This window comes from Mycobacterium sp., assembly GCF_032159565.1.
Classification (GTDB): domain Bacteria; phylum Actinomycetota; class Actinomycetes; order Mycobacteriales; family Mycobacteriaceae; genus Mycobacterium.
Genome location: NZ_JAVHWR010000078.1, coordinates 1 through 21,473, shown reverse-complemented (window position 1 = coordinate 21,473; position 21,473 = coordinate 1). Strand labels below are relative to the sequence as shown.

At 67.7% G+C, this 21,473-nt stretch carries 19 protein-coding genes; 4 read left to right on the top strand and 15 right to left on the bottom strand.

The genetic code is table 11. From position 1 onward, the window contains the following. Positions 1 to 4: 4 nt before the first annotated feature. From panD to ftsH, 10 genes are all read right to left on the bottom strand, one after another. Positions 5 to 412, bottom strand: coding sequence for an aspartate 1-decarboxylase (panD, locus tag QOC76_RS09610; protein WP_526356596.1), 408 nt, complete (start codon positions 410 to 412; stop codon positions 5 to 7). Then, positions 412 to 1,356 (bottom strand): pantoate--beta-alanine ligase, encoded by a 945-nt coding sequence (panC, locus tag QOC76_RS09605; protein WP_526356603.1) that lies wholly within the window; start codon positions 1,354 to 1,356, stop codon positions 412 to 414. The genes panD and panC overlap by 1 nt, the downstream gene beginning before the upstream one ends. A gap of 2 nt (positions 1,357 to 1,358) precedes the next feature. Next, positions 1,359 to 2,258: a Rossmann-like and DUF2520 domain-containing protein gene (locus QOC76_RS09600; protein ID WP_526356595.1), complete on the bottom strand. Its 900-nt coding sequence runs from the start codon at positions 2,256 to 2,258 to the stop codon at positions 1,359 to 1,361. Positions 2,259 to 2,403: 145 nt separating this feature from the next. After that, complete coding sequence (locus QOC76_RS09595) at positions 2,404 to 3,897, bottom strand: DUF6779 domain-containing protein (RefSeq protein ID WP_526356594.1); 1,494 nt, start codon at positions 3,895 to 3,897, stop codon at positions 2,404 to 2,406. A gap of 76 nt (positions 3,898 to 3,973) precedes the next feature. Further along, positions 3,974 to 4,450 carry a DUF3180 family protein gene (locus tag QOC76_RS09590; protein WP_526356593.1) on the bottom strand — a complete coding sequence of 159 codons (477 nt, stop codon included), beginning with the start codon at positions 4,448 to 4,450 and terminating at the stop codon, positions 3,974 to 3,976. Beyond that, the gene (gene folK, locus QOC76_RS09585) at positions 4,450 to 4,962 is read right to left on the bottom strand and encodes a 2-amino-4-hydroxy-6-hydroxymethyldihydropteridine diphosphokinase (RefSeq protein ID WP_526356592.1); all 513 of its coding nucleotides are present in this window, start codon (positions 4,960 to 4,962) and stop codon (positions 4,450 to 4,452) included. The genes QOC76_RS09590 and folK overlap by 1 nt, the downstream gene beginning before the upstream one ends. Further along, on the bottom strand, positions 4,959 to 5,342 hold the full coding sequence (gene folB, locus QOC76_RS09580; protein WP_526356590.1) for a dihydroneopterin aldolase: 384 nt from the start codon (positions 5,340 to 5,342) through the stop codon (positions 4,959 to 4,961). The genes folK and folB overlap by 4 nt, the downstream gene beginning before the upstream one ends. Then, positions 5,335 to 6,168 (bottom strand): dihydropteroate synthase, encoded by an 834-nt coding sequence (gene folP, locus QOC76_RS09575; RefSeq protein WP_526356588.1) that lies wholly within the window; start codon positions 6,166 to 6,168, stop codon positions 5,335 to 5,337. Before folP ends, folB begins: the two co-directional genes overlap by 8 nt. Beyond that, positions 6,165 to 6,773 (bottom strand): GTP cyclohydrolase I FolE, encoded by a 609-nt coding sequence (folE, locus tag QOC76_RS09570; RefSeq protein ID WP_526356586.1) that lies wholly within the window; start codon positions 6,771 to 6,773, stop codon positions 6,165 to 6,167. Before folE ends, folP begins: the two co-directional genes overlap by 4 nt. 16 nt (positions 6,774 to 6,789) lie before the next feature. Beyond that, positions 6,790 to 9,201: an ATP-dependent zinc metalloprotease FtsH gene (gene ftsH, locus QOC76_RS09565; RefSeq protein WP_526356584.1), complete on the bottom strand. Its 2,412-nt coding sequence runs from the start codon at positions 9,199 to 9,201 to the stop codon at positions 6,790 to 6,792. Positions 9,202 to 9,461: 260 nt separating this feature from the next. Here ftsH and QOC76_RS09560 point away from each other — a divergent pair, with 260 nt between their 5' ends. The 4 genes from QOC76_RS09560 (at position 9,462) to QOC76_RS09545 (ending at position 15,734) form a co-directional block, all read left to right on the top strand. Next, positions 9,462 to 10,316 carry an alpha/beta fold hydrolase gene (locus tag QOC76_RS09560; protein WP_526356602.1) on the top strand — a complete coding sequence of 285 codons (855 nt, stop codon included), beginning with the start codon at positions 9,462 to 9,464 and terminating at the stop codon, positions 10,314 to 10,316. After that, entirely contained in the window at positions 10,316 to 11,335 is a 1,020-nt protein-coding gene (locus QOC76_RS09555) for a zinc-binding dehydrogenase (protein ID WP_526356582.1), read from the top strand. Before QOC76_RS09560 ends, QOC76_RS09555 begins: the two co-directional genes overlap by 1 nt. Positions 11,336 to 11,445: 110 nt before the next feature. Continuing rightward, a complete protein-coding gene (gene car, locus QOC76_RS09550) occupies positions 11,446 to 14,952 on the top strand; it encodes a carboxylic acid reductase (protein WP_526356580.1) in 3,507 nt (1,168 codons plus the stop codon). Positions 14,953 to 14,978: 26 nt separating this feature from the next. Then, positions 14,979 to 15,734 carry an SIMPL domain-containing protein gene (locus tag QOC76_RS09545; protein WP_526356578.1) on the top strand — a complete coding sequence of 252 codons (756 nt, stop codon included), beginning with the start codon at positions 14,979 to 14,981 and terminating at the stop codon, positions 15,732 to 15,734. Positions 15,735 to 15,757: 23 nt separating this feature from the next. Here QOC76_RS09545 and QOC76_RS09540 read toward each other — a convergent pair whose 3' ends face one another. From QOC76_RS09540 to dacB, 5 genes are all read right to left on the bottom strand, one after another. Then, positions 15,758 to 18,016 (bottom strand): molybdopterin-dependent oxidoreductase, encoded by a 2,259-nt coding sequence (locus tag QOC76_RS09540; protein ID WP_526356576.1) that lies wholly within the window; start codon positions 18,014 to 18,016, stop codon positions 15,758 to 15,760. A gap of 4 nt (positions 18,017 to 18,020) precedes the next feature. After that, complete coding sequence (gene hpt / locus QOC76_RS09535; RefSeq protein WP_526356574.1) at positions 18,021 to 18,635, bottom strand: hypoxanthine phosphoribosyltransferase; 615 nt, start codon at positions 18,633 to 18,635, stop codon at positions 18,021 to 18,023. A gap of 12 nt (positions 18,636 to 18,647) precedes the next feature. Further along, a complete protein-coding gene (gene tilS, locus QOC76_RS09530) occupies positions 18,648 to 19,619 on the bottom strand; it encodes a tRNA lysidine(34) synthetase TilS (protein WP_526356572.1) in 972 nt (323 codons plus the stop codon). Next, positions 19,598 to 20,662 (bottom strand): Rv3626c family coenzyme F420 biosynthesis-associated protein, encoded by a 1,065-nt coding sequence (locus QOC76_RS09525; protein ID WP_526356570.1) that lies wholly within the window; start codon positions 20,660 to 20,662, stop codon positions 19,598 to 19,600. The genes tilS and QOC76_RS09525 overlap by 22 nt, the downstream gene beginning before the upstream one ends. Next, on the bottom strand, positions 20,659 to 21,473 hold an 815-nt coding region (gene dacB, locus QOC76_RS09520; protein ID WP_526356568.1), incomplete at its 5' end, for a D-alanyl-D-alanine carboxypeptidase/D-alanyl-D-alanine endopeptidase. The genes QOC76_RS09525 and dacB, both read right to left, overlap by 4 nt.

The window sequence follows — 21,473 nt, the reverse complement described above, 5'->3', positions numbered from 1 at the left end:
GAGGTCACCGAGGCGAGAGCAGGTCGGCCGCGTCGGCGGGGACGTGGGCGGGGTCGTGGCCGAAATCGGTCAATTTGTTCTCGGCGTCGACGAAAACGACCCGGGGCTGATATTGGCGGGCCTCCGCGTCCTGCATCGTGCCGTAGGAGATCAGGATGACGAGATCGCCGGGGTGCACGAGATGCGCTGCCGCGCCGTTGATCCCGATCACCCCGCTGCCGCGCTCGCCGGTGATCGCATAGGTGACCAGCCGCGCGCCGTTGTCAATGTCGACGATGGTGACCTGCTCGCCCTCGAGCAGGTCGGCGGCGTCCATCAGGTCGGCGTCGATCGTCACCGATCCGACGTAGTGCAGGTCTGCCTGAGTCACCCTGGCGCGGTGGATCTTCGACTTCAGCATCGTCCGTAACATCAATTCCTCCATGGCAATTCGTGGTTGTTGTCCGATCCGGCCGACCATTGCCCTTCGGCACCGGCGGATGACCCGATGTCAATCGCGATGTTGTCCAGCAGTCGGGTGGCGCCGAGTCGCGCGGCCAGCAGCATGCGCGCCGCGCCCTCCGTCGGCGCAGGCCCGAGCGCGATGTCGCGCACCTCCAGATAGTCGATTTCGATAGCGGGCACCTCGTCGAGTACCGCGCGCGCGGCGTCGACGGCGGCAGGGGTGCCGCCCGCTGCGGCGTACATTCCGGCCAGCAGGGCCGCCGACAGTGCGCCCGCCTGTTCGCGTTCCACATCGCTGAGGTACCGGTTGCGCGACGACATCGCCAGCCCGTCGGGTTCGCGAACGATCGGCACACCGACGATCGCGGCGTCGACGTTCAGGTCGGCGACCATCTCGCGGATCATCACAAGCTGCTGGTAATCCTTCTCGCCGAAGAATGCCCTGTCCGGCTGGACAATCTGAAGGAGCTTGAGGACGACGGTCAGCACTCCGGCGAAATGCGTCGGCCGGGCCGCGCCTTCCAGCTCCGCGCCCAGCGGGCCCGGCTGTACCGATGTGCGGGGTCCGTCGGGATACATCTGCGCGGCAGTCGGCGTGAACGCGACCTCGACCCCTTCTTCGCGCAACAATGCCAGGTCGTCGTCGAGGGTCTTGGGATACTTGTCCAGATCCTCGTTTGCGCCGAACTGCAGTGGGTTCACGAAGATCGACACCACGACGACCGCGCCCTGCACCCGCTTGGCGGCCCGTATCAGCGTCAGATGTCCGTCGTGCAGCGCGCCCATGGTGGGCACCAACATCACCCGACGTCCGGTCTGCCGCAGTGCGCGCGTCACATCGGACATGTCGCGCGGCGAGCTGTAGACGTTGAGGTTGCCTGCGGCGAACTTCGGCGGCTTGCGAACGGTCACGCTCACCCGGCCTCCTCTAGCACGGTGAAGACTTCTTCAGGTGCGTGGGCCCGCTGCGCGGTCCGCAACGAGTTCGCTCGATATGCTTGGGCCAGTTCGGGATTCGCTTCGCTCAAGGCGCGCAAATGGTCGGCTACCGCACCTGCATCGCCGCGGGCCACCGGGCCGGTCAACGCCGCCTGTCCCCGCTGCAGTGCGTTCTCCAGCGCCGCCAGTGCCAGTGGGCCGATGACCCGCTCGGCGATTCCACCGGGGTCGTCACCGACCAGCTCCTGACCGAGCAGCTCCTGACCCGTCAGCGCGGACCGCAACGCTTCCACCGCGTCGAGCACCACGGTGACGACGTGATTGCCGGCATGCGCGAGCGCCGCGTGATACAGCATGCGGGCGTCTTCGCGGACCCGGAACGGCTCACCACCGATCTCGAGTACCAGCGACTGCGCGACGGCGTAGCCGACGTCGTCGGCGGCGGTGATGCCGAAGCAGGTGTCGGGCAGTCGGGCGATGTCCTCGTCGGCGCCGGTGAACGTCATCGCCGGATGAATCGCCAACGGGATGCAGTCCTGTTCGGTCAGTGGGCTCAGCACCGCGATGCCGTTGGCGCCCGACGTGTGCGCCACGATGGTTCCCGGTCGCACGGCGTGGGTGGCGGCGAGACCCGAGACCACCGACGCCAGCTCGGAGTCCGGAACCGCGAGCAGCAGCAACTCCGCGCGGATCGCGACCTCATGAACCGGCAGCACCGCGGTGTCGGGCAGCCGGCGCTCGGCCCGCTGCCGGGAGGCGCGGGATATCGCGCTGCACGCCACGACGACGTGACCGGCCCGCTCCAGGGCCACTCCGAGCGCGGTGCCGACCCGGCCTGCCGAGATGATTCCGACCGAGAGCCGAGCCGGACGCATTGGTCCGTCTTGGGGACCCCACGCGTGCGTAGGGTGGGCTCGCCACGGATACGAAGGGGACTGCTCCATTGCAGAGGGCCTCGCGAGATCTGTGTTTCGTTCCGGTCCTGCGTCGCGGGTACCGAACGGTCGCTAAGAGACTAGCTCACTCGTCGCGGCGTCGACGACGCCCGCCGCCCGGCGAACCGACTTCCAGACGCGCCAGCAACTCGGCGACGGAATGCCCTCCGGTTGACTCGGCTTCGTCGAGGCTGCGGTGACGAGGTGCGCTGTCATCGTCGGGTGCCGGCTGCGGAGCGGGCGGCCGAGCAGGTGTCGCGAGCGTGGGTGACGGTGCCGGTGCTTTTGGTCGTCCGGGGTCGGTGGCCTCGGGCGGCGCCCAGTGACGGCCCCCCTGCGGGTCGTACGGAGGTGTCGACATCGCGGGCTCGGCAGCGCGTCGCCGTCCGACGTATTCGCCGGATCCGTTCTCCATCGACGAGGGAGACCAATTGCTGCCGGGCATTCCGGCCGGGATGAACTCGCCCTCGGCAGGGGCGGGCCGCCAGTCGTCTGCGGCCGCGGCCTGCCTGTCGGCTTCCTCTTCTGCGGCACGCTGCGCGGCCGCCCGCTGTTCGGCAAGCGCGTCTTCCTCGGCCGCCCGTCGCTCGACGATCCGACGCTCGGCGGCCGCGCGCTCCTCGGCCGCCTGTTGCGCTGCCGCGTGCCGCTCCTCGGCGGCGCGTTCGTCGGCGGCGCGTTGTTGCGCAGCGCGTTGTTCGTCGGCGCGTTGCTGCGCGGCACGTCGTTCCGCCGCGGCGTGCTGTTCGGCGGCGCGCTGCTGCGCCGCCCGCTGCTCAGCCGCTCTCAGCTCAGCCGCCCTGGCCTCGGCAGCAGCGCGCTGTTCGGCCGCCCGTTGTTCGGCTGCGGCGCGCTGCTCCGCTGCGGCGCGTTCCTCCGCGGCACGGTGCTCTGCAGCCCGCTGCTCGGCTGCCCACGCCTGGCGCTCCTCGGTCGTCGGCAGCGCCTCCGATTCCCTGCGGTGGGCACCACCGAACAGCGGCGTCGGCCCCCATTCATGTTCCGGCGAATGCGGTTCGGCCGAAACGTCGATGATCGGATTTTCTTCGGTGCGCAGATTCGGGCCGTCGTCGGTGTCGATTCTGCTGCTGGCCACCCGGCCGGGGCGCGCGGGCCCGTGTTCCGTCTCGATCGCCGGGCGGTGACTGAGGTCGGCGTCGAAGAGGTACTCCAGGTTGGCCCGGAGGGCGGCGAGCTCGGCGCGCAGCGCGGCCACCTCGTCGGCGGCCTGGGCCCGTACCTCGGTCGACAGCTCGCGGCGCAGCTCGGACTCGACCGTCAGCTCGTATTCGCGCCGTGCAGAGATCTCACGATCCAGTTGTAAGTCATAGACAAGCTTGAGATCGCGGGCCTTGGCCTGATCGACATCGCTTTGGCGCCGATAGATGACCGACACGAACGCGGCCACCACCGCGGCCCACAACGAGAGGATGACCGCCAGCTTCAGCAATTCCACACGGTTGGTGAACACCAGTGCCGAGCTCGCCATGATTGCGAGGACCAGCAACACCGTTAACAGCAGCCAACCCGGCCTGCGACCGCTGCGCCGCGGCCGCGCACCACGGGTCAGAACGGTCATGGGCCGACTGTACCCGTCACAGGTCACTCAGCGTGTCGTGCTCTGCGGCGATTCGCGATCGGCTATTGTCGACCAGCTAATCCGTGGCCCCTTCACCGTTCTCTGGCGGCTCCTGCGGGGACTTGCAGCAATGTTGGAGCCATAGCGCCGCGACCAACAGCGCAAGCGCGCTCACCGCCGCCACCACAGCGCCCGCCGTATCCTCGCCTGCCACCCGGAGCGATTCTCGCCGTGGCAAAAGGTAGACCAGCACCCCGACCCACCAACCCAGCACCAGGGCGCCGACCCACGCCGAGGCCGTGGCGATCGTCACCGACCGGGCGACCGCCAGCGGATGCAGCCAACCCGGCCCGTCGCCGATCCGACCGTCGTTGATCTTCGCCCGCACATAGAACGCCCAGCCGCCCTCGGCGACCGCCACCGCCAGCAGCGACAGGCCGGTCCAGACCGTGATCGGCGGGAACCACCGGTAGAGGATGGTCACCAGTGCGTATCCCAGGACAGCGGCGATCACCGCAGCGGCCGTCAGGTCACGCCTGCGGGTCGGTCCCATCAGGCCAGCACCAGGCCGGTCGGACGAACCCCGTCGCGTTCAGCCGCGTCCAGTTCGGCGAGCAGCTTCGCCACGGGTCGGCTTTCGTCGCCGACGGTCAGCGCGGCGTCCTGGTCGACGTCCAGCCAGGGAACGAGAACGAAGGCGCGCTGGTGTGCGAACGGATGGGGCAGTGTCAGGTTCTCGTCGCCGAGTCGCACCTCGGACGGGCCGTCATGGCAGGTGACGAGGTCCACATCGAGGGTCCGCGGACCCCATCGCTGATCGCGGACCCGCCCGGCGGCGTCTTCGAACTCGTGCGCGCGGCGCAGCCAGCCGTGCGCATCGAGGTCCGGGTCGTCGGCGATGAGCACGCCGTTGAGGAACGGCCCCTGCTCGACGCCGCCCCACGCGTCGGTCTCGTAGACGGCCGACACCGCGCGCAGCGCATCCCCGAGTCCGTCGACGACCGATTGCAGGTGGGTGAGCCGGTCGCCCAGGTTCGAACCGATCGACAGCACCACTGAGGTCACGCTGGATTCCCCCGGCCGCCGCGCCGTGACCGTCGTGCCACCACGGCGACGTCGGAGAACCGCAGCGGAATCGGGGCGGCCGGTTTGTGTAGGACGACCTCGACGGCGTGCACCCGCTCGTCGGTCATCACGTCCTCGGCGATCTCGCCCGCAACCGTCTCGATCAGATTGCGTGCCGGTCCCTCGACGATGTCGGCGGCGCGCTTGGCCAGAGCGCCGTAGTCCAGCGTGTCGGCGAGGTCATCGCTGGCCGCCGCGGCCGCAAGATCGATCCACACGGTGATGTCGACGACGAAGTCCTGGCCGTCGCGGCGCTCGTGGTCGAACACACCGTGATGACCGCGAACGAGCAGCCCGCGCAATTCGATTCGGTCAGCCATCGCGCCGCGGCTCCGTCCATGCCTCGACAACCTTCAGCGCGTCGACCGACGCTCGGACGTCGTGCACCCGGACACCCCACGCGCCGTGCATGCCTGCCAGTGCCGAGACCACCGCGGTCGCGGTCTCGCGGCCGTCCGGCGGACGCGGTTGGCCGTCGGCGTCCGCGAGAAGGGTTCCTAGGAAGCGTTTGCGCGACGCCCCGACGAGCACCGGGATTCCGGTGTCGACGAGTTCGGGCAATGCGCGCAGCAGCGCCCAGTTGTGCTCGCCGGTCTTGGCGAATCCCAGTCCTGGGTCGATGATGACGTTGGCCGGATCGACTCCCGCGTGCACTGCGGCATCGACGCAGGAGAGCAGTTCTGCGCGCACCTCGGCCACCACGTCGCCGTACGGCGGCACCTCGTGCGGACGCTCGGCAACCACCGAGCGCCAATGCATCAGTACCCAAGGCACTTTGGCGTCGGCCACCAGGCCAGCCATGTTCGCGTCTGCGCGCCCACCCGACACGTCGTTGACGATCTGCGCACCGTTTTCCAACGCAGCCTGGGCAACCTCCGCGTGCATCGTGTCGATGCTGACGGTAATGCCCTGTCCGGCAAGCTCTTTGATCACCGGTAGCACACGTCCGATTTCCACCCGCGACTCGATGCGGGCCGCACCGGGACGCGTCGACTCGCCGCCGACATCGATGATCGCGGCGCCGTCGGCGGCCAGCGCCAGACCGTGCTCGACGGCGCGATCGCGGTCGAGGAACAGCCCTCCGTCGGAGAAGGAGTCGTCGGTGACGTTCACGACCCCCATGACCCGCACGCGTGTTGGGCTCACCTGCGCAGAATCAGTTCCAGGGCCTCGGACCGTGATGCCTTGTCGGTCTTGAACTGACCGCGCACCGCCGATGTGGTTGTGCTGGCGCCTGGCTTGCGCACGCCGCGCATGGACATGCACAGGTGCTCGCATTCGACGACAACGATGACTCCACGCGGTTCGAGCTTGCGCATGACGGCGTCGGCGATCTGTGCGGTCAGGCGCTCCTGCACTTGCGGGCGCTTGGCGTACAGGTCGACCAGCCTGGCGATCTTCGACAGCCCGGTCACCCGGCCGTCCACCCCGGGAATGTATCCGACGTGGGCAACGCCGTGGAACGCCACCAAGTGGTGCTCGCAGGTGGAGTACAACGGGATTTGCTTCACCAGCACCAGCTCGTCGTGCTGTTCATCGAATGTGGTGTTAAGCACCGAATCCGGGTCGGTGTAGAGCCCGGCGAACATCTCTTTGTAGGCACGCGCTACCCGGGCTGGAGTCTCCTCCAGGCCGTGCCGGTCGGGGTCCTCCCCGACCGCTATCAGCAGTTCGCGGACGGCCGCCTCGGCGCGCGCCTGGTCGAAAACACGTCCATTGGTGGTCGCAGAGTTGTTGTGCGGCCGCGTCATTGAGCCTCCGTTGAGTTCAGCCGTGCGCCGGCGGGTTAGGCCGGTTCGGTTCTTGGCCCGCGTCCCCGTTGTCAGGCGGGGGCGCTCCGGTCGGTCCGCCGTGCGACGGGTGTTGTGGGCCGGGGTACGGGTAGGGCTGATACGGCGGGTAGGGCGGCGGAGCCGCTCCGGCGGCGACATTGGGCGGCGGAGCCGCTCCGGCGGCGAGATTGGGCGGATGCCACCCGGTGGGCTGCGGCGGCGGCGGGTACCAGTGGCCCTGCGGCGGGTATTGGCCCTGCGGCTGCTGCGGATGCTGCGGTGGCTGCGGCTGCTGCGGATGCTGCGGCGGCCAGCCCGGCGCATGCCAGCCTGCAGGTGCGCCGTAGTCGGGCTGCGTCGGACCGTTCGGACTTCCGTTGGTGCCTGCACCATTGGAGCCGTTCGCCTGAGATGCTTCTGCGGCGGCGGCGGAAGCCTTGGCGATGGCGACCTTGAACGCAGGCTCCGGGACTGGCTTCGGCCACTCCTCGCCGCGCTCGATCGCCAGCTCGCCCGGCGTCTTGATCGGCGGCTTGTCGGACGGGATGCGACCGCCGAAGTCGTCGAACATGGTCAGCCGCGGGCGCTTCTTCACGTCGCCGAAGATCGCCTGCAGTTCCGCGCGGTGCAGCGTCTCCTTCTCCAAAAGTTCGCCTGCCAACGTGTCGAGCACGTCGCGGTACTCCGTGAGGATCTCCCACGCCTCGGTGTGCGCGGCCTCGATGAGCTTGCGCACCTCGTCGTCGATGATCTGCGCGACCTCGTGGCTGTAGTCGGCCTGCGTGCCCATCGTGCGGCCAAGGAAGGGGTCGCCGTGCTCGGTGCCGTAACGCACGGCGCCCAGCTTGCTGCTCATGCCGTACTCGGTGACCATCGCGCGGGCGATCTTGGTGGCCTGCTCGATGTCCGAAACGGCGCCGGTAGTGGGCTCGCGGAACACCAGCTCCTCGGCTGCGCGTCCACCCATCGCGAACACCAGCCGCGCGATCATCTCCGAGCGAGTCATCAGGCCCTTGTCGTCCTCGGGCACCGACATCGCGTGCCCGCCGGTACGACCGCGGGCCAGGATGGTGACCTTGTAGATCGGGTCGATGTCGGGCATCGCCCACGCCGCGAGCGTGTGGCCGCCTTCGTGGTAGGCGGTGATCTTCTTCTCGTGCTCGCTGATGATGCGGCTCTTGCGCCGCGGCCCACCGACGACGCGGTCGACGGCCTCCTCGAGCGCAGCTCCGCTGATGACAGTGCCGTTCTCGCGGGCGGTCAGCAGCGCAGCTTCGTTGATGACGTTGGCCAGGTCGGCGCCTGACATGCCGACGGTGCGCTTGGCCAGTCCGTCCAGGTCCGCGTCCGGTGCGATCGGCTTGCCTTGCGAGTGCACTTTGAACACCGCCCGACGGCCGGCCAGGTCGGGGTTGGAGACCGGGATCTGTCGGTCGAACCGGCCGGGCCGCAGCAGGGCGGGGTCGAGAATGTCGGGCCGGTTGGTGGCCGCGATCAGGATGACGCCCTGGCGCTCGCCGAAACCGTCCATCTCGACCAGCAGCTGGTTCAGCGTCTGCTCGCGTTCGTCGTGGCCGCCGCCCATGCCGGCACCGCGCTGGCGGCCGACCGCGTCGATCTCGTCGACGAAGATGATGCACGGGCTGTTCTGCTTGGCCTGCTCGAACATGTCGCGGACGCGCGAAGCGCCGACACCGACGAACATCTCGACGAAGTCGGAACCCGAGATGGTGAAGAACGGCACGCCTGCCTCACCGGCGACGGCGCGGGCCAGCAGCGTCTTGCCGGTGCCGGGCGGCCCGTAGAGCAGCACGCCCTTGGGGATCTTGGCGCCCAGCGCCTGATACCGCGTCGGGTTCTGCAGGAAGTCCTTGATCTCGTAGAGCTCCTCGACCGCCTCGTCGACGCCTGCCACGTCGGCGAAGGTGGTCTTCGGCATATCCTTGCCCAGCTGCTTGGCCTTCGACTTGCCGAACCCGAAGCCCATCCGGCCGCCGGTCTGCATGCGGGAGAACATCACGAACAGGCCGACCAGCAGCAGCAGCGGCAACAGGTAGATCAGTAGCGACCCGAAGATGTTGCCCTGGTTGACGACGGTGTTGGTCTTGGCGTTCTTGGCGTTCAGCGCGTTGAAGAGGTCGACCCCGTACCCGGTCGGGTATTTGGTGATGATCTTGGCGCTGTCGCCGGTGTCGCCGTTGCCGTTCTTCAGGTCCAGGCGCACCTGCTGCTCGCGGTCGTCGATCTGAGCGCTCTTGACGTTGTCGCCGTTGATCTGGGCCATCGCCACCGACGTGTCGACGGGCTTGTAGCCGCGAGTGTTGTCACTGAAGTAGAAGAACGACCAGCCCAGCAACAGCACCACCGCGATGACGGTGAGCGTGCGGATCACATTTTTGCGGTTCATCAAGCATCGGCCCTATTAGGCCAAGTCCTTCCATATGCGCAGCTGGAATAGTCAAGGTTACCGCTACACCAACGTCCGGCGGTTCCCGACGGTTCTCCAGCGCCGTTCGCTAGACGATGAAGTCGAGCGTGCGGATTAGTACGGGACACGCCGCTGCAGGTGTACGAAACTGCACAGTGGGGGCTCTTTCGAGCCAGGTGGGCCTGTGCTTGGGTGAAGCCGTGCTCACCACTACCGAGCGGCTGGTCGACGTCAACGGCATGCGGCTGCGGGTGATCGAGGCCGGTGATCGCGGAGCGCCCGTGATCGTGCTGGCGCACGGCTTCCCGGAGCTGGCCTACTCGTGGCGACACCAGATCCCGGTGCTCGCGGACGCCGGCTACCACGTACTCGCCCCAGATCAACGCGGCTACGGCGGCTCCAGCCGACCCGACGCCGTCGAGGACTACGACATCCACGCCCTGACCGGCGACCTCGTCGGCCTGCTCGACGACGTGGACGTGCCGCAAGCCGTGTTCATCGGCCACGACTGGGGTGCGATGGTGGTGTGGCACACCGCGCTGCTGCATCCCGACCGCGTTCGTGCCGTCGCGGGGCTCAGCGTTCCGCCCATCCCCCGCGCCAGGTCCCGGCCCACGGAGCGCTGGCGCGAGAAGTTCGGCGACGACTTCTACATGCTGCGCTTCCAGGAGCCGGGGCTCGCCGACGCCGAGATGGAGGCCGACGTGGCCGTCACCATGCGAGGACTGTTCGCCGGGCTGATCGAAGGAGACGCCCCGCTGCCCGGCTGGATCAGCCCCGGCGAATTCGAACACTACGTGACCCAGTTCTCCAGGACCGGGTTCACCGGTGCACTGAACTGGTATCGCAACTACGACCGCAACTGGGAGTCGACGCCGCAACTCGCTGACGTAAAGATCACTGCGCCGGCGGTGTTCATCGGCGGTACGGCCGATCCGGTGGGCCCGACGATGAACCCCGCCCGGGCTCGCGAGGTGGCCGCAGGCCCCTACACCGCGCAGATGATCGAGGGAGCGGGTCACTGGGTGCAACAGGAGCGCCCCGAGGAGGTCAACCGACTGCTGCTCGGCTTCCTGCGGGAAGTCGAGCGCTGATGCGCGCCTCGGTGCTGCGCGAGGGACGAATGGTGCTGCGCGACGACGTCGCCGAACCTGTGCCTGCACCGGGTCAGGTGCTCGTCGCCGTCAAGGCATGCGGCATCTGCGGCTCGGATCTGCACTTCGCCGCCCACGGTGAGCAGATGATCAGGCTGACCAGCGAGATCTCGGGCATGCCGTTCGGAGGGGGTCTTCGGGTCGATCTTGCCGACGACGTCTTCATGGGGCACGAGTTCAGCGCAGAGGTGCTCGAAGCCGGACCTGACACCGACGCGCCGCCACCCGGAACGGTCGTCACGTCACTCCCTGTATTGTTGTCGCCGAATGGTTTTGAGCCCATTTTGTCCAGTAATACGACGATCGGCGGCTATGCCGAGCTGATGCTGCTTTCGGCACCGCTGCTGTTGAAGATTCCCAACGGTCTCGACCCGCGGCTCGCATCGCTCACCGAGCCGATGGCCGTTGGTCTGCATGCGGTGAACAAGTCCGGGATCCGACCCGGCGACGACGCCCTCGTGGTCGGATCGGGTCCCATCGGCCTCGCGATCATCGCCGCCTTGCGCCATCGCGGTGTGGAACACATTGTGGCGGCAGACTATTCGAAGGCTCGCCGGGAGCTGGCGACGACGATGGGCGCACACCAAGTCGTGGATCCTGCACAGGGATCACCGTTCGACAGTGTCAAGCCTGCGGTGGTGTTCGAGGCCGTCGGAGTGCCTGGAATCATCAACGACGTGATGCGGCGGGCACCGACGGGTACCCGCCTTGTCGTTGCGGGAGTGTGCATGGAATCCGATCCCATCGTGCCTCTGTTCGGCATCGCCAAGGAGATCAACGTGCAGTTCGTGAACACCTACGACGCAACAGAGTTCGCCGAGTCTCTGCGCACCATCGCCGAGGGTGAAATCGACGTCGCGCCACTGATCACCGGCGAGGTGGGGTTGGACGGCGTCGGGGCCGCATTCGAGGACCTCGCCAACCCGGATACACACTGCAAGATCCTGGTAACTCCCTGAGCGGTGCTGGAATTTCGCTGTGTGCGAAGCCTCACAGTCGCGCAGCGGAATTCGGTAACGCCGCCAGGCGCTCCCCCTCTTGGTCAGTGATCTTGCGCGAAAGGGGCCGGATGAGGACCAATGTAGAAGCGAAAGCGGCCGATCTCTACGCCAACGACCCACAGTTCCGAAATGCCCGGCCCATTGCCGAAGTCATCGATGCGGCACGCGACCACAACCTTCGCTTGACCGAGGTCCTGCAGACCCTCGTCGAGGGTTATGCAGACAGGCCGGCGCTCGGTCAGCGTGCACGGGAACTCGTGACAGACATCGCCACCGGTCGCACCTCGGTGCGCCTGCTGCCCACGTTCGAATCGATCAGCTACCGCGAGGTATGGGACCGGGTCGCCGCGATCGCCACCGCACTGCGCAACAACGCCACCGCAACGGTCAAGCCCGGTGATCTCGTCGCCACGATCGGGTTCGCTAGCCCCGACTACTTCACGGTCGATCTCGCATGCGCATACCTCGGCCTGGTGTCGGTGCCCCTGCAGCACAACGCGCCCGTCTCCCAGCTTCGCCCGATCATCGCCGAAACCCAGCCGAAGATCGTCGCCGTCGGCGCCGAGTACCTCGATCTCGCCGTCGAATCCGCATCGGCAAGCGACTCGTTGAAGCAACTGGTGGTTTTCGATTTCAACCCCGCCATCGACGATCACCGAGAAGCCATCGAGCGGGCTCGCACCCGCTTCCGCGACGCCGGCAAACCCGTGGTTGTCGAAACTCTCGGCCGTGTCATCGAGCAAGGCTCGGGTCTGCAGGCAGAGCCGGGCTTCACCGACGGTAGCGATGACCGGTTGGCGATGATCATGTACACCTCAGGGAGCACCGGCGCACCCAAGGGCGCCATGATCGCCGAGCGCACCCTGGCCACGTTGTTCACCTCGAACTTCACCCCGCCAACCGGCCACCCGGTGTTCAACGTCAACTTCATGCCACTCAACCACGTAGGCGGGCGGCTGCCCATCATGTCGGCGTTCCTCACCGGTGGTACCAGCTATTTCGTTGCAGAGCCTGATCTTTCCACCCTGTTCGAGGATTGGGCGCTCGTGCGCCCGACGGATATGCCGCTGGTGCCGAGGGTGGTCGACATGCTCTTTCAGCGCTACCGCAGCGCCGTCGACCGACTCATCGCCGAAGGCGCGACCGCCGAAGACGCGGAAGGCGAGGCCGCAACCGAACTGCGCGAGCACGTGTTGGGCGGACGGGTGCTCGCCGGCGTGGTCGCCACCGCCCCATTGGCGGCGGAGATGAAGACATTCATCGACGCCGTTCTCGGCGCGCACATCACAGATGGTTACGGCACAACCGAAGTCGGCGGCGTGACCAGGGACGGCGTGGTGATGCGTCCGCCCGTCCTCGACTACAAGCTTGTCGACGTCCCCGAACTCGGCTACTTCCACACCGACAAGCCCTATCCGCGCGGCGAACTGCTGGTGAAGACGCAGACGATGATGCCCGGCTACTACAAGCGCCCCGACGTAACGGCCGAAGTGTTCGACGCCGACGGCTACTACCGCACCGGCGACGTGATGGCCGAGGTCGGACCGGATCACCTCGCCTATGTCGACCGAAGCAAGAACGTACTCAAGCTCTCGCAGGGCGAGTTCGTCGCCGTCTCGAACCTCGAGGCGGTCTTCGCCGGAGCACCACTGGTGCGGCAGATCTTCGTCTACGGCAACAGTGAGCGTCCCAACGTGCTCGCGGTGATCGTGCCGACACCACAGGCGCGGGAGCGGTTCGGTGCGGACACCGGAGCGCTCAAGACTGCGCTCGGCGATGCGCTGCGGGATACCGCGCGCGAGGCCCAACTGCAGTCCTACGAGGTTCCCGCCGACTTCCTCATCGAGACGGAGCCGTTCAGCGCCGCCAACGGGCTGCTGTCGGGCGTGGGAAAGATATTGCGGCCCAGGCTCAAAGAGCACTACGGCGAGCGGTTGGAGCAGCTGTATGCCGAACTGGCAGCGGCTCGTGTCGACGAGCTACGGGCACTGCGCGACAACGCCGATGGCCGTCCGGTCGTCGACAGCGTCCTGCGGGCCGCGCAGGCGGTCCTGGGATCGACGGACATCGAGGTCGACCCCGACGCCCACTTCACCGATCTCGGCGGTGATTCATTGTCGGCGTTGACATTCGCCAACCTGCTGCGCGACCTCTTCGGTGTCGACGTGCCGGTTGGCATGATCGTCGGCCCGACCGGCGACCTGCGGAAGCTGGCCTCCTACATCGAGATCGAGCGCGAATCCGGGTCGAACCGGCCCACCTTCGCCAGCGTGCATGGACAACGGGCCACTGCGGTCCGCGCCGAGGATCTCACCCTGGACAAGTTCATCGACGCGGACACCTTGGCTGCCGCCCCGTCGACCGCTTATGTGACCGGCGACCCGAAGACTGTTCTCCTGACCGGCGCCAACGGCTGGCTGGGACGGTTCCTTGCGCTCGAGCTGCTGGAGCGGGCCGCGCAGACCGGCGGCACCGTGATCACCGTTCTGCGTGGACGCGACGAGGCCACCGCCCGCGCACGGCTCGACGCCGCCTTCGACAGCAGGGATCCCGACCTGCTCGAGCGGTTCCGTCGATTGGCAGACGACCATCTCGAAATCGTTGCGGGCGACATCGGTGAACCACAACTGGGTCTGGACAGCGCGACGTGGGATCGGTTGGCCCACAATGTCGATCAGATCATTCACCCCGCGGCACTGGTGAACCACGTGCTGCCCTACAGCGAGGAGTTCGGCCCCAATGTGGTCGGCACCGCCGAGATCATCCGGTTGGCGATCACGGCGCAGATCAAGCCGGTCACCTACCTGTCGACGGTCGCGGTCGCGATGTCGGTCGCGGCCGGCGACTTCGTCGAGGACGGTGACATCCGCGACGTCAGCCCGGTGCGGCCGGTCGACAGCTCGTATGCCAACGGCTACGCGAACAGCAAGTGGGCCGGAGAGGTGCTCCTGCGCGACGCGTACGACCTGTGCGGCCTGCCGGTGGCGGTGTTCCGCTCCGACATGATCCTCGCTCACACCCGATATGCCGGACAGCTCAACGTGCCCGACGCCTTCACCCGGCTCATCCAAAGCCTTCTGGTGACCGGCGTCGCGCCGCGGTCGTTCTACGAGACGGACGCCGAGGGTCGGGTACAGCGGGCGCACTACGACGGGCTGCCAGTCGATTTCGTCGCCGAGTCGATCATCGCGCTGGCGGCGAAGTCGTCGGACGGGTACCGGTCTTTCGACGTGATGAACCCGTACGACGACGGCGTATCGCTGGACACGTTCGTCGACTGGCTCATCGAAGCCGGTCACCCGATCGCACGCATCGAGGATCACGACGACTGGCTGCACCGGTTCGAGACGGCACTGACCGCTCTGCCCGATGCCCAGCGACGGCACAGCGTGCTCCCGCTGCTCGACGCGTATCGCAAGCCGGAGCGACCGATCCTGGGCGCCATCGCACCGGCAGACGTGTTCCGCGCCGCCGTGCGTGCGGCCGGCGTCGGTGCCGAAGGGGACATCCCCCACATCACGCAGTCGCTGATCGGCAAGTACGTGTCTGACCTCCAGCGCCTCGACCTCCTCTGATCGAGAAGTGCTCTAGGCTGCCAGGCATGCCGATCGCAGCGAGAGCGAAACTTGCGAACCGATTGATCATCCTCGCCGCGGCGGGGATGGCAGTCGCCGGCCTGTCGGCCTGCGACGCGAGGTCGACGGCCGGACCGTCGATGGTTCCCACCGCCGGCCGGGATACCCGCCAGGTCACCGTCGTCGGATCCGGTGAGGTGCAGGGCAAGCCGGACACGTTGAACGCGAACGTCTCCATCGAAGCCACCGCGCCCGACGTCACCGCTGCCATGAACCAGACCAGCGACCGCATGCAGGCCGTGATCAACGCGCTGACGAACTCCGGCATCGACCGCAACGACATCGCCACGACGAACGTCACCCTGCAGCCGCAGTACAGCGGCGGCGACGACCCGACGATCACCGCCTACCAGGCCAGCAACTCGATCGGCGTCAAGATCCGCGACCTCAACAATGCGTCGCAGACGCTGGGGCTGATCGGTACCACCGGAGGCGACACCACCCGGATCAACTCGGTCAGCTACGCCATCGACGACGACTCGCAGCTGGTGAAGGACGCGCGCACGCGGGCCTTCGACGACGCCAAGGATCGTGCCGGGCAGTACGCCCAATTGGCCGGACTCACTCTGGGCGACGTCATTTCGATCTCCGAGTCGGCGGGCACGGTGCCGCCGACGCCGATGCCTGCGCCGATGCCGCGGGCGGCCATGGAGGCCGTGCCGCTGGAGCCCGGCCAGCAGAGCGTCAGTTTCTCGGTGACGGTGATCTGGGAGTTGACCTAGCGCACGCGGCCGGCATGACGAATTCAGTCCGCAGGGGCGATATCGACCGGGATGCCGTTGAGCACGGCCGTGCCGGACAGCCGGTCCAGATGACTACCGTCGTTGAGCTGATTGACATTGACGCCGGGCCGGCCCGCCGCCACCCCGAGCCGCGTGCCACCGCGATCGTGACCCCATCCGTGCGGTAGCGACACCACACCGCGCCGCATCCCCGGCATCGGCTCGACGGGAGCCAGCACTTCGCCGCCGGGCCCCTTGACCTTCGCCGTGTCGGACAGCCCGAGCTCTGCGACGTCGTCGGGATGCATCTGCAGCGTGCACCGGTTCGTACCGCCGGCCAACGCGGGCACGTTGTGCATCCAGCTGTTGTTGGAGCGCAGGTGGCGTCTGCCGATCAGGACGAACCTGTCGGCATCCCTGCCGAGCTGCTCGCGAAGCCGCACGGCGTCCACGGTGAACGGCTCGGGCGCGAGTTCGATTCGCCCGCTTGGTGTTCGGAGTACTTCGGGCAACCGGGGTCGCAGCGGTCCCAGGTCGATGCCGTGCGGTGCGGCCTTGAGCCGTTCGAGGGTGAGGCCGTCGGGCTTGGCGCCGAACGCATCGCCGTAGGGTCCGAGCCGGAGCATCATGTCGAGGCGTCGTTCATAGCCGGGGCCGGGCGCGATCATCGCGGTCAACTCGTCGACCGGCCTGCCCGCCACAGGTGAGTCGGGGTCGGCGGTCTCCTTGGCCAGCGTCGTCACGATGACCTGGTCGTCGACAAGCGAGGGATCACCGTCGACGTCGATGCCGTAGAGAGTCAACGCGATTCGCGACAGAATCTCCGCTTCGTCGGGTCGCCCGTCGAGCGGCAGAACGGGCGGCGAGTAGCGCACGTTGTTTCGCACCGCGAGATTGTTCAGGGCGAAGTCGAAATGGGGACTCTGCGACGGCGGCGGTGGCGGAAGGATGACGTCGGCATGCCGGGTGGTCTCGTTGAGGTAGGGATCGATAGAAATCATGAAGTCCATGAATCCTCCCCCCAGCGCCCGGTCGAGGCGGTCCCCGTCGGGCGCCGACAGAACCGGGTTCCCGGCGATCGTGATCATCGCCTTGATCTGCCCGTCGCCGGGAGTGTCGATCTCCTCAGCCATTGCGGCGGCGGGCATTTCGGACAATGCCTCGGGATAGCCCGACACCCGGCTGTGCCAGCGGCCGGTCTTGAACCCCCGGCCCGGTTTCGGCGGTCGCGGGCTGGGCGCCGTCGCCCCGAGCGGGAACATCACGCCGCCGGGTCGGTCGAGATTGCCCGTCACAACGTTGATGACGTCGACCAGCCAACTCGCGAGCGTGCCGAATTCGACTGTCGACGTGCCGATTCGGCCGTACACGGCGGCCGTCGGCGCCGCGGCCAGTTCGCGGGCGAGCGCCCGGATGTCCTCGGCCGGTACACCGCAGTAGTCGTCGACGTCCTCCGGCGAGAATTGATCGGCGAGGCGCCGAACGTCCTCGAGTCCGTTGACGAGGCCGGCGATACCGCCGAGGTCCGTTGCCACAAGGCCTTCTTCGAAGAGCACGTGCACAACTGCGAACAGCAGTGCAGCGTCGGTGCCCGGCCGGGGGGCGATGTGGCGGTCGGCCAGTTCGGCCGTGCGGGTGCGTGCCGGGTCGATAACGGTGAGCCGGCCGCCGCGCTTGCGCAGTGCGCGCAGCTTGCCGGGGAAGTCAGCCGCGGTGGCCAGACTTCCGTTGGAGACAAGTGGATTCGCTCCGATGATCACCAAGTAGTCGGTACGGTCCAAATCGGGCACCGTGAACGCGACAGGGCTGCCGAACATGTGGCCAAGCGCAACGTGTTTGGGCATCTGGTCGAGAGTGCTGGCGGAGAACGCCTGACGGGTGCCCAGCCCGCGGATGATCAGCGGCGGGTACAGGCTGCCCGCCACGGTGTGCGCGTTGGGGTTGCCCAGGTACACGCCGACGGACGTGCCGCCGTGCTCGCGAATGACCTCACCCAGCCGCTCGGCGACGACGGCGAACGCCTCGTCCCACGTCGCATCGACCAACACGCCGTCGCGACGCACCATGGGCCGTGTCAGCCGATCCGGGTCGTTGTCCAGCTCGCCGAGGCTGGCACCCTTGGGGCAGATGAACCCGGCGCTGAAGACGTCCTCCCGGTCGCCTCGCGCCCCGGTCACCCGGCCGTCCTGGATCGTCAGCGTCAGCCCGCAGGTGGCCTCGCACAACGGGCAGATCCGGAGAGCGGTTTCGCTCCTCGCGTGTGCGGAGGCGGTCCGGGTCATGTTCCTAGAACTCCTCGTACACCTTCGGATCGAGCGTGCCGATATAGGACAGGTCGCGGTAGCGCTCGGCGTAGTCCAGGCCGTAGCCGACGACGAATTCGTTGGGGATGTCGAAGCCGACGTAGGCGATGGCGACGTCGTCGCGTACGGCGTCTGGCTTGCGCATCAGCGTGCACACCCGCAGCGACCGCGGGTGTCGGGTCGCGAGATTGCGCAACAGCCAGGACAGGGTCAGCCCGGAGTCGACGATGTCCTCGACGATCAGCACGTCGCGGTCGTTGATGTCGCGGTCGAGATCCTTGAGGATGCGCACCACGCCCGACGACGACGTCGACGAGCCGTAGGAACTGACCGCCATGAATTCCAGCTGCGTCGGCAACGGGATCGCGCGGGCCAGGTCGGTGACGAAGAAGACTGCACCCTTGAGCACCGTGACCAGTAGCAGATCCTGGTTGGACTCGGCGATGGTGTCGCGGTAGTCGGCGCCCACCTGGGCCGCCAACTCGGCGACCCGCGCCTGGATCTGATCCTCAGAGAGCAACACCGATTTGATGTCGCCCGGATACAGCTCCTCAGATGGCACGTTCACAGAGTGCCACGTGCGCCCGTCCTCAACCAACGTGAGCTCTCCCTAACCTTTCGATACAGGCTGGCGGTACAGGGTGAGCATGCCGTCGCGACGGCCCGCGAAAAGCCGCTCATTACGCAGCGCGGAGCCGACGGCAACCCCACCCTGCCCCCGCCATCCGGTGACCAGCGTGTCGACGCCGCGAATCTGCTTATCGGTCAGATCGATGGCTCCGCCTGCCAGCAGCCAGCCGCGGATCACCCTGCGCCGGACGGCCTCCGGCAGAGCCGTCAACCGTGCGGTGTCGAGACCATCATCGGAGGGCGCCGCGGTCAGCGCCCGCTGCGCCAATTCGTCGAGCGTCTCGGTGTCCTCGCGCAGCGCGATCGCGGTGCGGGCCAGCGCCTCTGCGACACCGCCGCCGAGGACGTCCTCGAGCAACGGCATCACCTCTGCGCGCAGCCGGGAGCGGGTGTAGCGGCGGTCGGCGTTGTGCGGGTCGCGCCACGGCTGGATGCCCAGCTCGTCACACGCCTGATGGGTCACCGAGCGCCGGATGTCCAGCAGCGGGCGGCCCCACGGTGGGTGATGAGGCCGCATGCCCGCCATCGACCTTGCGCCCGATCCACGCCCGAGTCCCAGCAGCACGGTTTCGGCCTGGTCGTCGAGCGTGTGGCCGAGCAGCACCTGGGCATCGGCGCGGGCCTCATCCAACGCACGGTAACGGGCCGTGCGGGCGGCCGCCTCCGGTCCGCCCGCCGTGCCGACGTCGACGCAAATGATCTGCGCATCAACACATCCCAACGCTATCGCGTGGTCTCTGGCGGTGGCCGCGACGCGGTGGGAATCCTGCTGCAGTCGATGGTCGACGATCAGCGCGGTGGTCGGCTTCACTTTGGCGGCGACGGCGGTCAGCGCCAGCGAGTCCGGTCCGCCCGACAAGGCGACGCACCAACGGTTGTCCCCGGCGGCGTAACGGCGAGCGAACGCCGACACCGCGGTCTGCAACGCGCTTAGAGCACCCTGTCGATCCATCGCTGCGGCTCTTCGATTTCGGTTGGCAGCGGCAGTGTTTCGGGTCCCGACCAGATGGTGTTGAAGCGGGCCATTCCGACCCGTTCGACGACGTGGTCCACGAACGCCTTGCCGCGGGTGTACTGGCTCATCTTCGCGTCGATGCCCAGCAGCGCCCGCAACACCCGCTGCAGCGGCGGCTGCTTACGGGTGCGCCGCTCGTCGAACCGCCGCCGGATGGTGACCACCGACGGCACCACGGCGGGCCCGACGGCGTCCATCACATGGTCGGCGTGGCCCTCCAGCAGCGTGCCGAGCACCAGCAACTGGTCGAGTGCGCGCTGTTGCGGCTCGGACTGAACGGCCCGCAACACACCCAGCACACCGGTCGAATTCGGGTCGGCAGGAACACCATCGCGGCGATCACGGATCAGGCCGGCCAGCCTGCCGATCACCTCGGCGACGTCTTCACCGGTTTCCTCCGTCAGCACCGCGAGCGCGTTGGACATGTGGTCGGCCAGCCAGGGGTTGGCGCGGAACTGCACCCGATGGGTGACCTCATGCAGGCACACCCAGAGCCGGAAGTCGGCCGGCGCCACCCGCAGCTGCCGCTCCACCGCAATCACGTTGGGGTACACCAGAAGAAGCTCGCCGCCGTTGTCGCCGAACGGGTCGTACTGGCCCAGGATGCCCGACGAGATGAAGGCGAGCACCGCACCCGTCTGTGCACCGGTGACGCGCCCGGTGATGAAGTGCGGCTTGTCACCGGTCTCGCTGCCGCCGGTCATCGTCCGCATCGATTTCGAGGCGGCCACGATCCATTCGGCCCGGTCGACGATGCGAGCGTCGGACACCTCGCCGCCTTCGTTCAGCCCGGTCACCTCGCGCACCGGCATCTCGGCCCGCAGCGCGGCGTCGGACAGCTGCTCGATCGCCTGGCGGCGGGTGTAGTCGGTGGCCGCCGGACCCGGCCGGGCCAGCTTCGCCCCGACCGTGGCGGCGAATCCCCAGTCGACGGTGCGGCCGACCGTGACCTTGCCGGAGCCGCTCGTTTCCCGGCTCATGTGCCGCACCCGCACGACCGCAGGGTGGCGGCGAACGCGTCGATGGCCGTCCGCCCGGTCGGTCCCGCGCTGTTCGAGATCAGCGCGAAGGTCAGCACCCGGCCGCTGGCGTCGGTGACGACGCCCACCCAAGAATTGGTGCCCGTCAACGATCCGGTCTTGGCGCGCAGCCACCCGACCGACGCGCGACCGTCGTCGGTGTCGAGGAACCGGTTCGACAACGTCCCGCTGCCGCCGGCGATCGGCAACAGATCCATCAGCGGCCGTAGCTTCGGCTGGTCGGGTCCCGCGGCGGCGTTGACGGTCTCGTCGAGCGTTTCCGCGGTGAGCCGGTCATCGACGGACAACCCGCTGCAGTCCATCAGGTGCGAGCCGTCGGTGTGGATGTCGGCGGAGTCCAACTCGCCGAGCACCGCTCGCACAGCACTCTCGAAACTTTGCGGCTTCCCTTTCGCGGCAGCGACTTCGCGGCCGATCGATTCCGCCATTACGTTGTCGGAATTATTCATCATCTCGCCCAACCGCTCGAGCAGCGGCGGGGACTGCACCGAGGCGATCTCGTCGCCGTCGAACGCCGACGGCAGCACCGTCACGGTGACCGGGTCGACACGCAATGCGACCGCCAGCGCGCGTCCGGCGTCGAGCGCGGGTGTTCTCGACCGGGCCGAGTCGACGCTGACGGGCTGCGCGCGTCCGCCGTCGAGCATCACTGCTTCCATCGGCGCGATGTCTCCGCCGTCGATGTCCAGCGGATCCCAGCCCGGCGCCATCGTCGGGCCGCTGAACGCGCTGACGTCCACCGCCACCGCTG

Excerpts from the sequence above, each read along its gene's own strand:
- tilS (WP_526356572.1), bottom strand. The coding sequence starts at position 19,619 with ATGGATCGACAGGGTGCTCTAAGCGCGTTGCAGACCGCGGTGTCGGCG.
- car (WP_526356580.1), top strand. The coding sequence starts at position 11,446 with ATGAGGACCAATGTAGAAGCGAAAGCGGCCGATCTCTACGCCAACGAC.
- QOC76_RS09590 (WP_526356593.1), bottom strand. The coding sequence starts at position 4,450 with ATGGGACCGACCCGCAGGCGTGACCTGACGGCCGCTGCGGTGATCGCC.
- folE (WP_526356586.1), bottom strand. The coding sequence starts at position 6,773 with ATGACGCGGCCGCACAACAACTCTGCGACCACCAATGGACGTGTTTTC.
- QOC76_RS09560 (WP_526356602.1), top strand. The coding sequence starts at position 9,462 with ATGCGGCTGCGGGTGATCGAGGCCGGTGATCGCGGAGCGCCCGTGATC.
- QOC76_RS09540 (WP_526356576.1), bottom strand. The coding sequence starts at position 18,016 with ATGACCCGGACCGCCTCCGCACACGCGAGGAGCGAAACCGCTCTCCGG.
- folB (WP_526356590.1), bottom strand. The coding sequence starts at position 5,342 with ATGGCTGACCGAATCGAATTGCGCGGGCTGCTCGTTCGCGGTCATCAC.
- ftsH (WP_526356584.1), bottom strand. The coding sequence starts at position 9,201 with ATGAACCGCAAAAATGTGATCCGCACGCTCACCGTCATCGCGGTGGTG.
- QOC76_RS09525 (WP_526356570.1), bottom strand. The coding sequence starts at position 20,662 with ATGAGCCGGGAAACGAGCGGCTCCGGCAAGGTCACGGTCGGCCGCACC.
- panD (WP_526356596.1), bottom strand. The coding sequence starts at position 412 with ATGTTACGGACGATGCTGAAGTCGAAGATCCACCGCGCCAGGGTGACT.
- QOC76_RS09545 (WP_526356578.1), top strand. The coding sequence starts at position 14,979 with ATGCCGATCGCAGCGAGAGCGAAACTTGCGAACCGATTGATCATCCTC.
- QOC76_RS09595 (WP_526356594.1), bottom strand. The coding sequence starts at position 3,897 with ATGACCGTTCTGACCCGTGGTGCGCGGCCGCGGCGCAGCGGTCGCAGG.
- QOC76_RS09555 (WP_526356582.1), top strand. The coding sequence starts at position 10,316 with ATGCGCGCCTCGGTGCTGCGCGAGGGACGAATGGTGCTGCGCGACGAC.
- QOC76_RS09600 (WP_526356595.1), bottom strand. The coding sequence starts at position 2,258 with ATGCGTCCGGCTCGGCTCTCGGTCGGAATCATCTCGGCAGGCCGGGTC.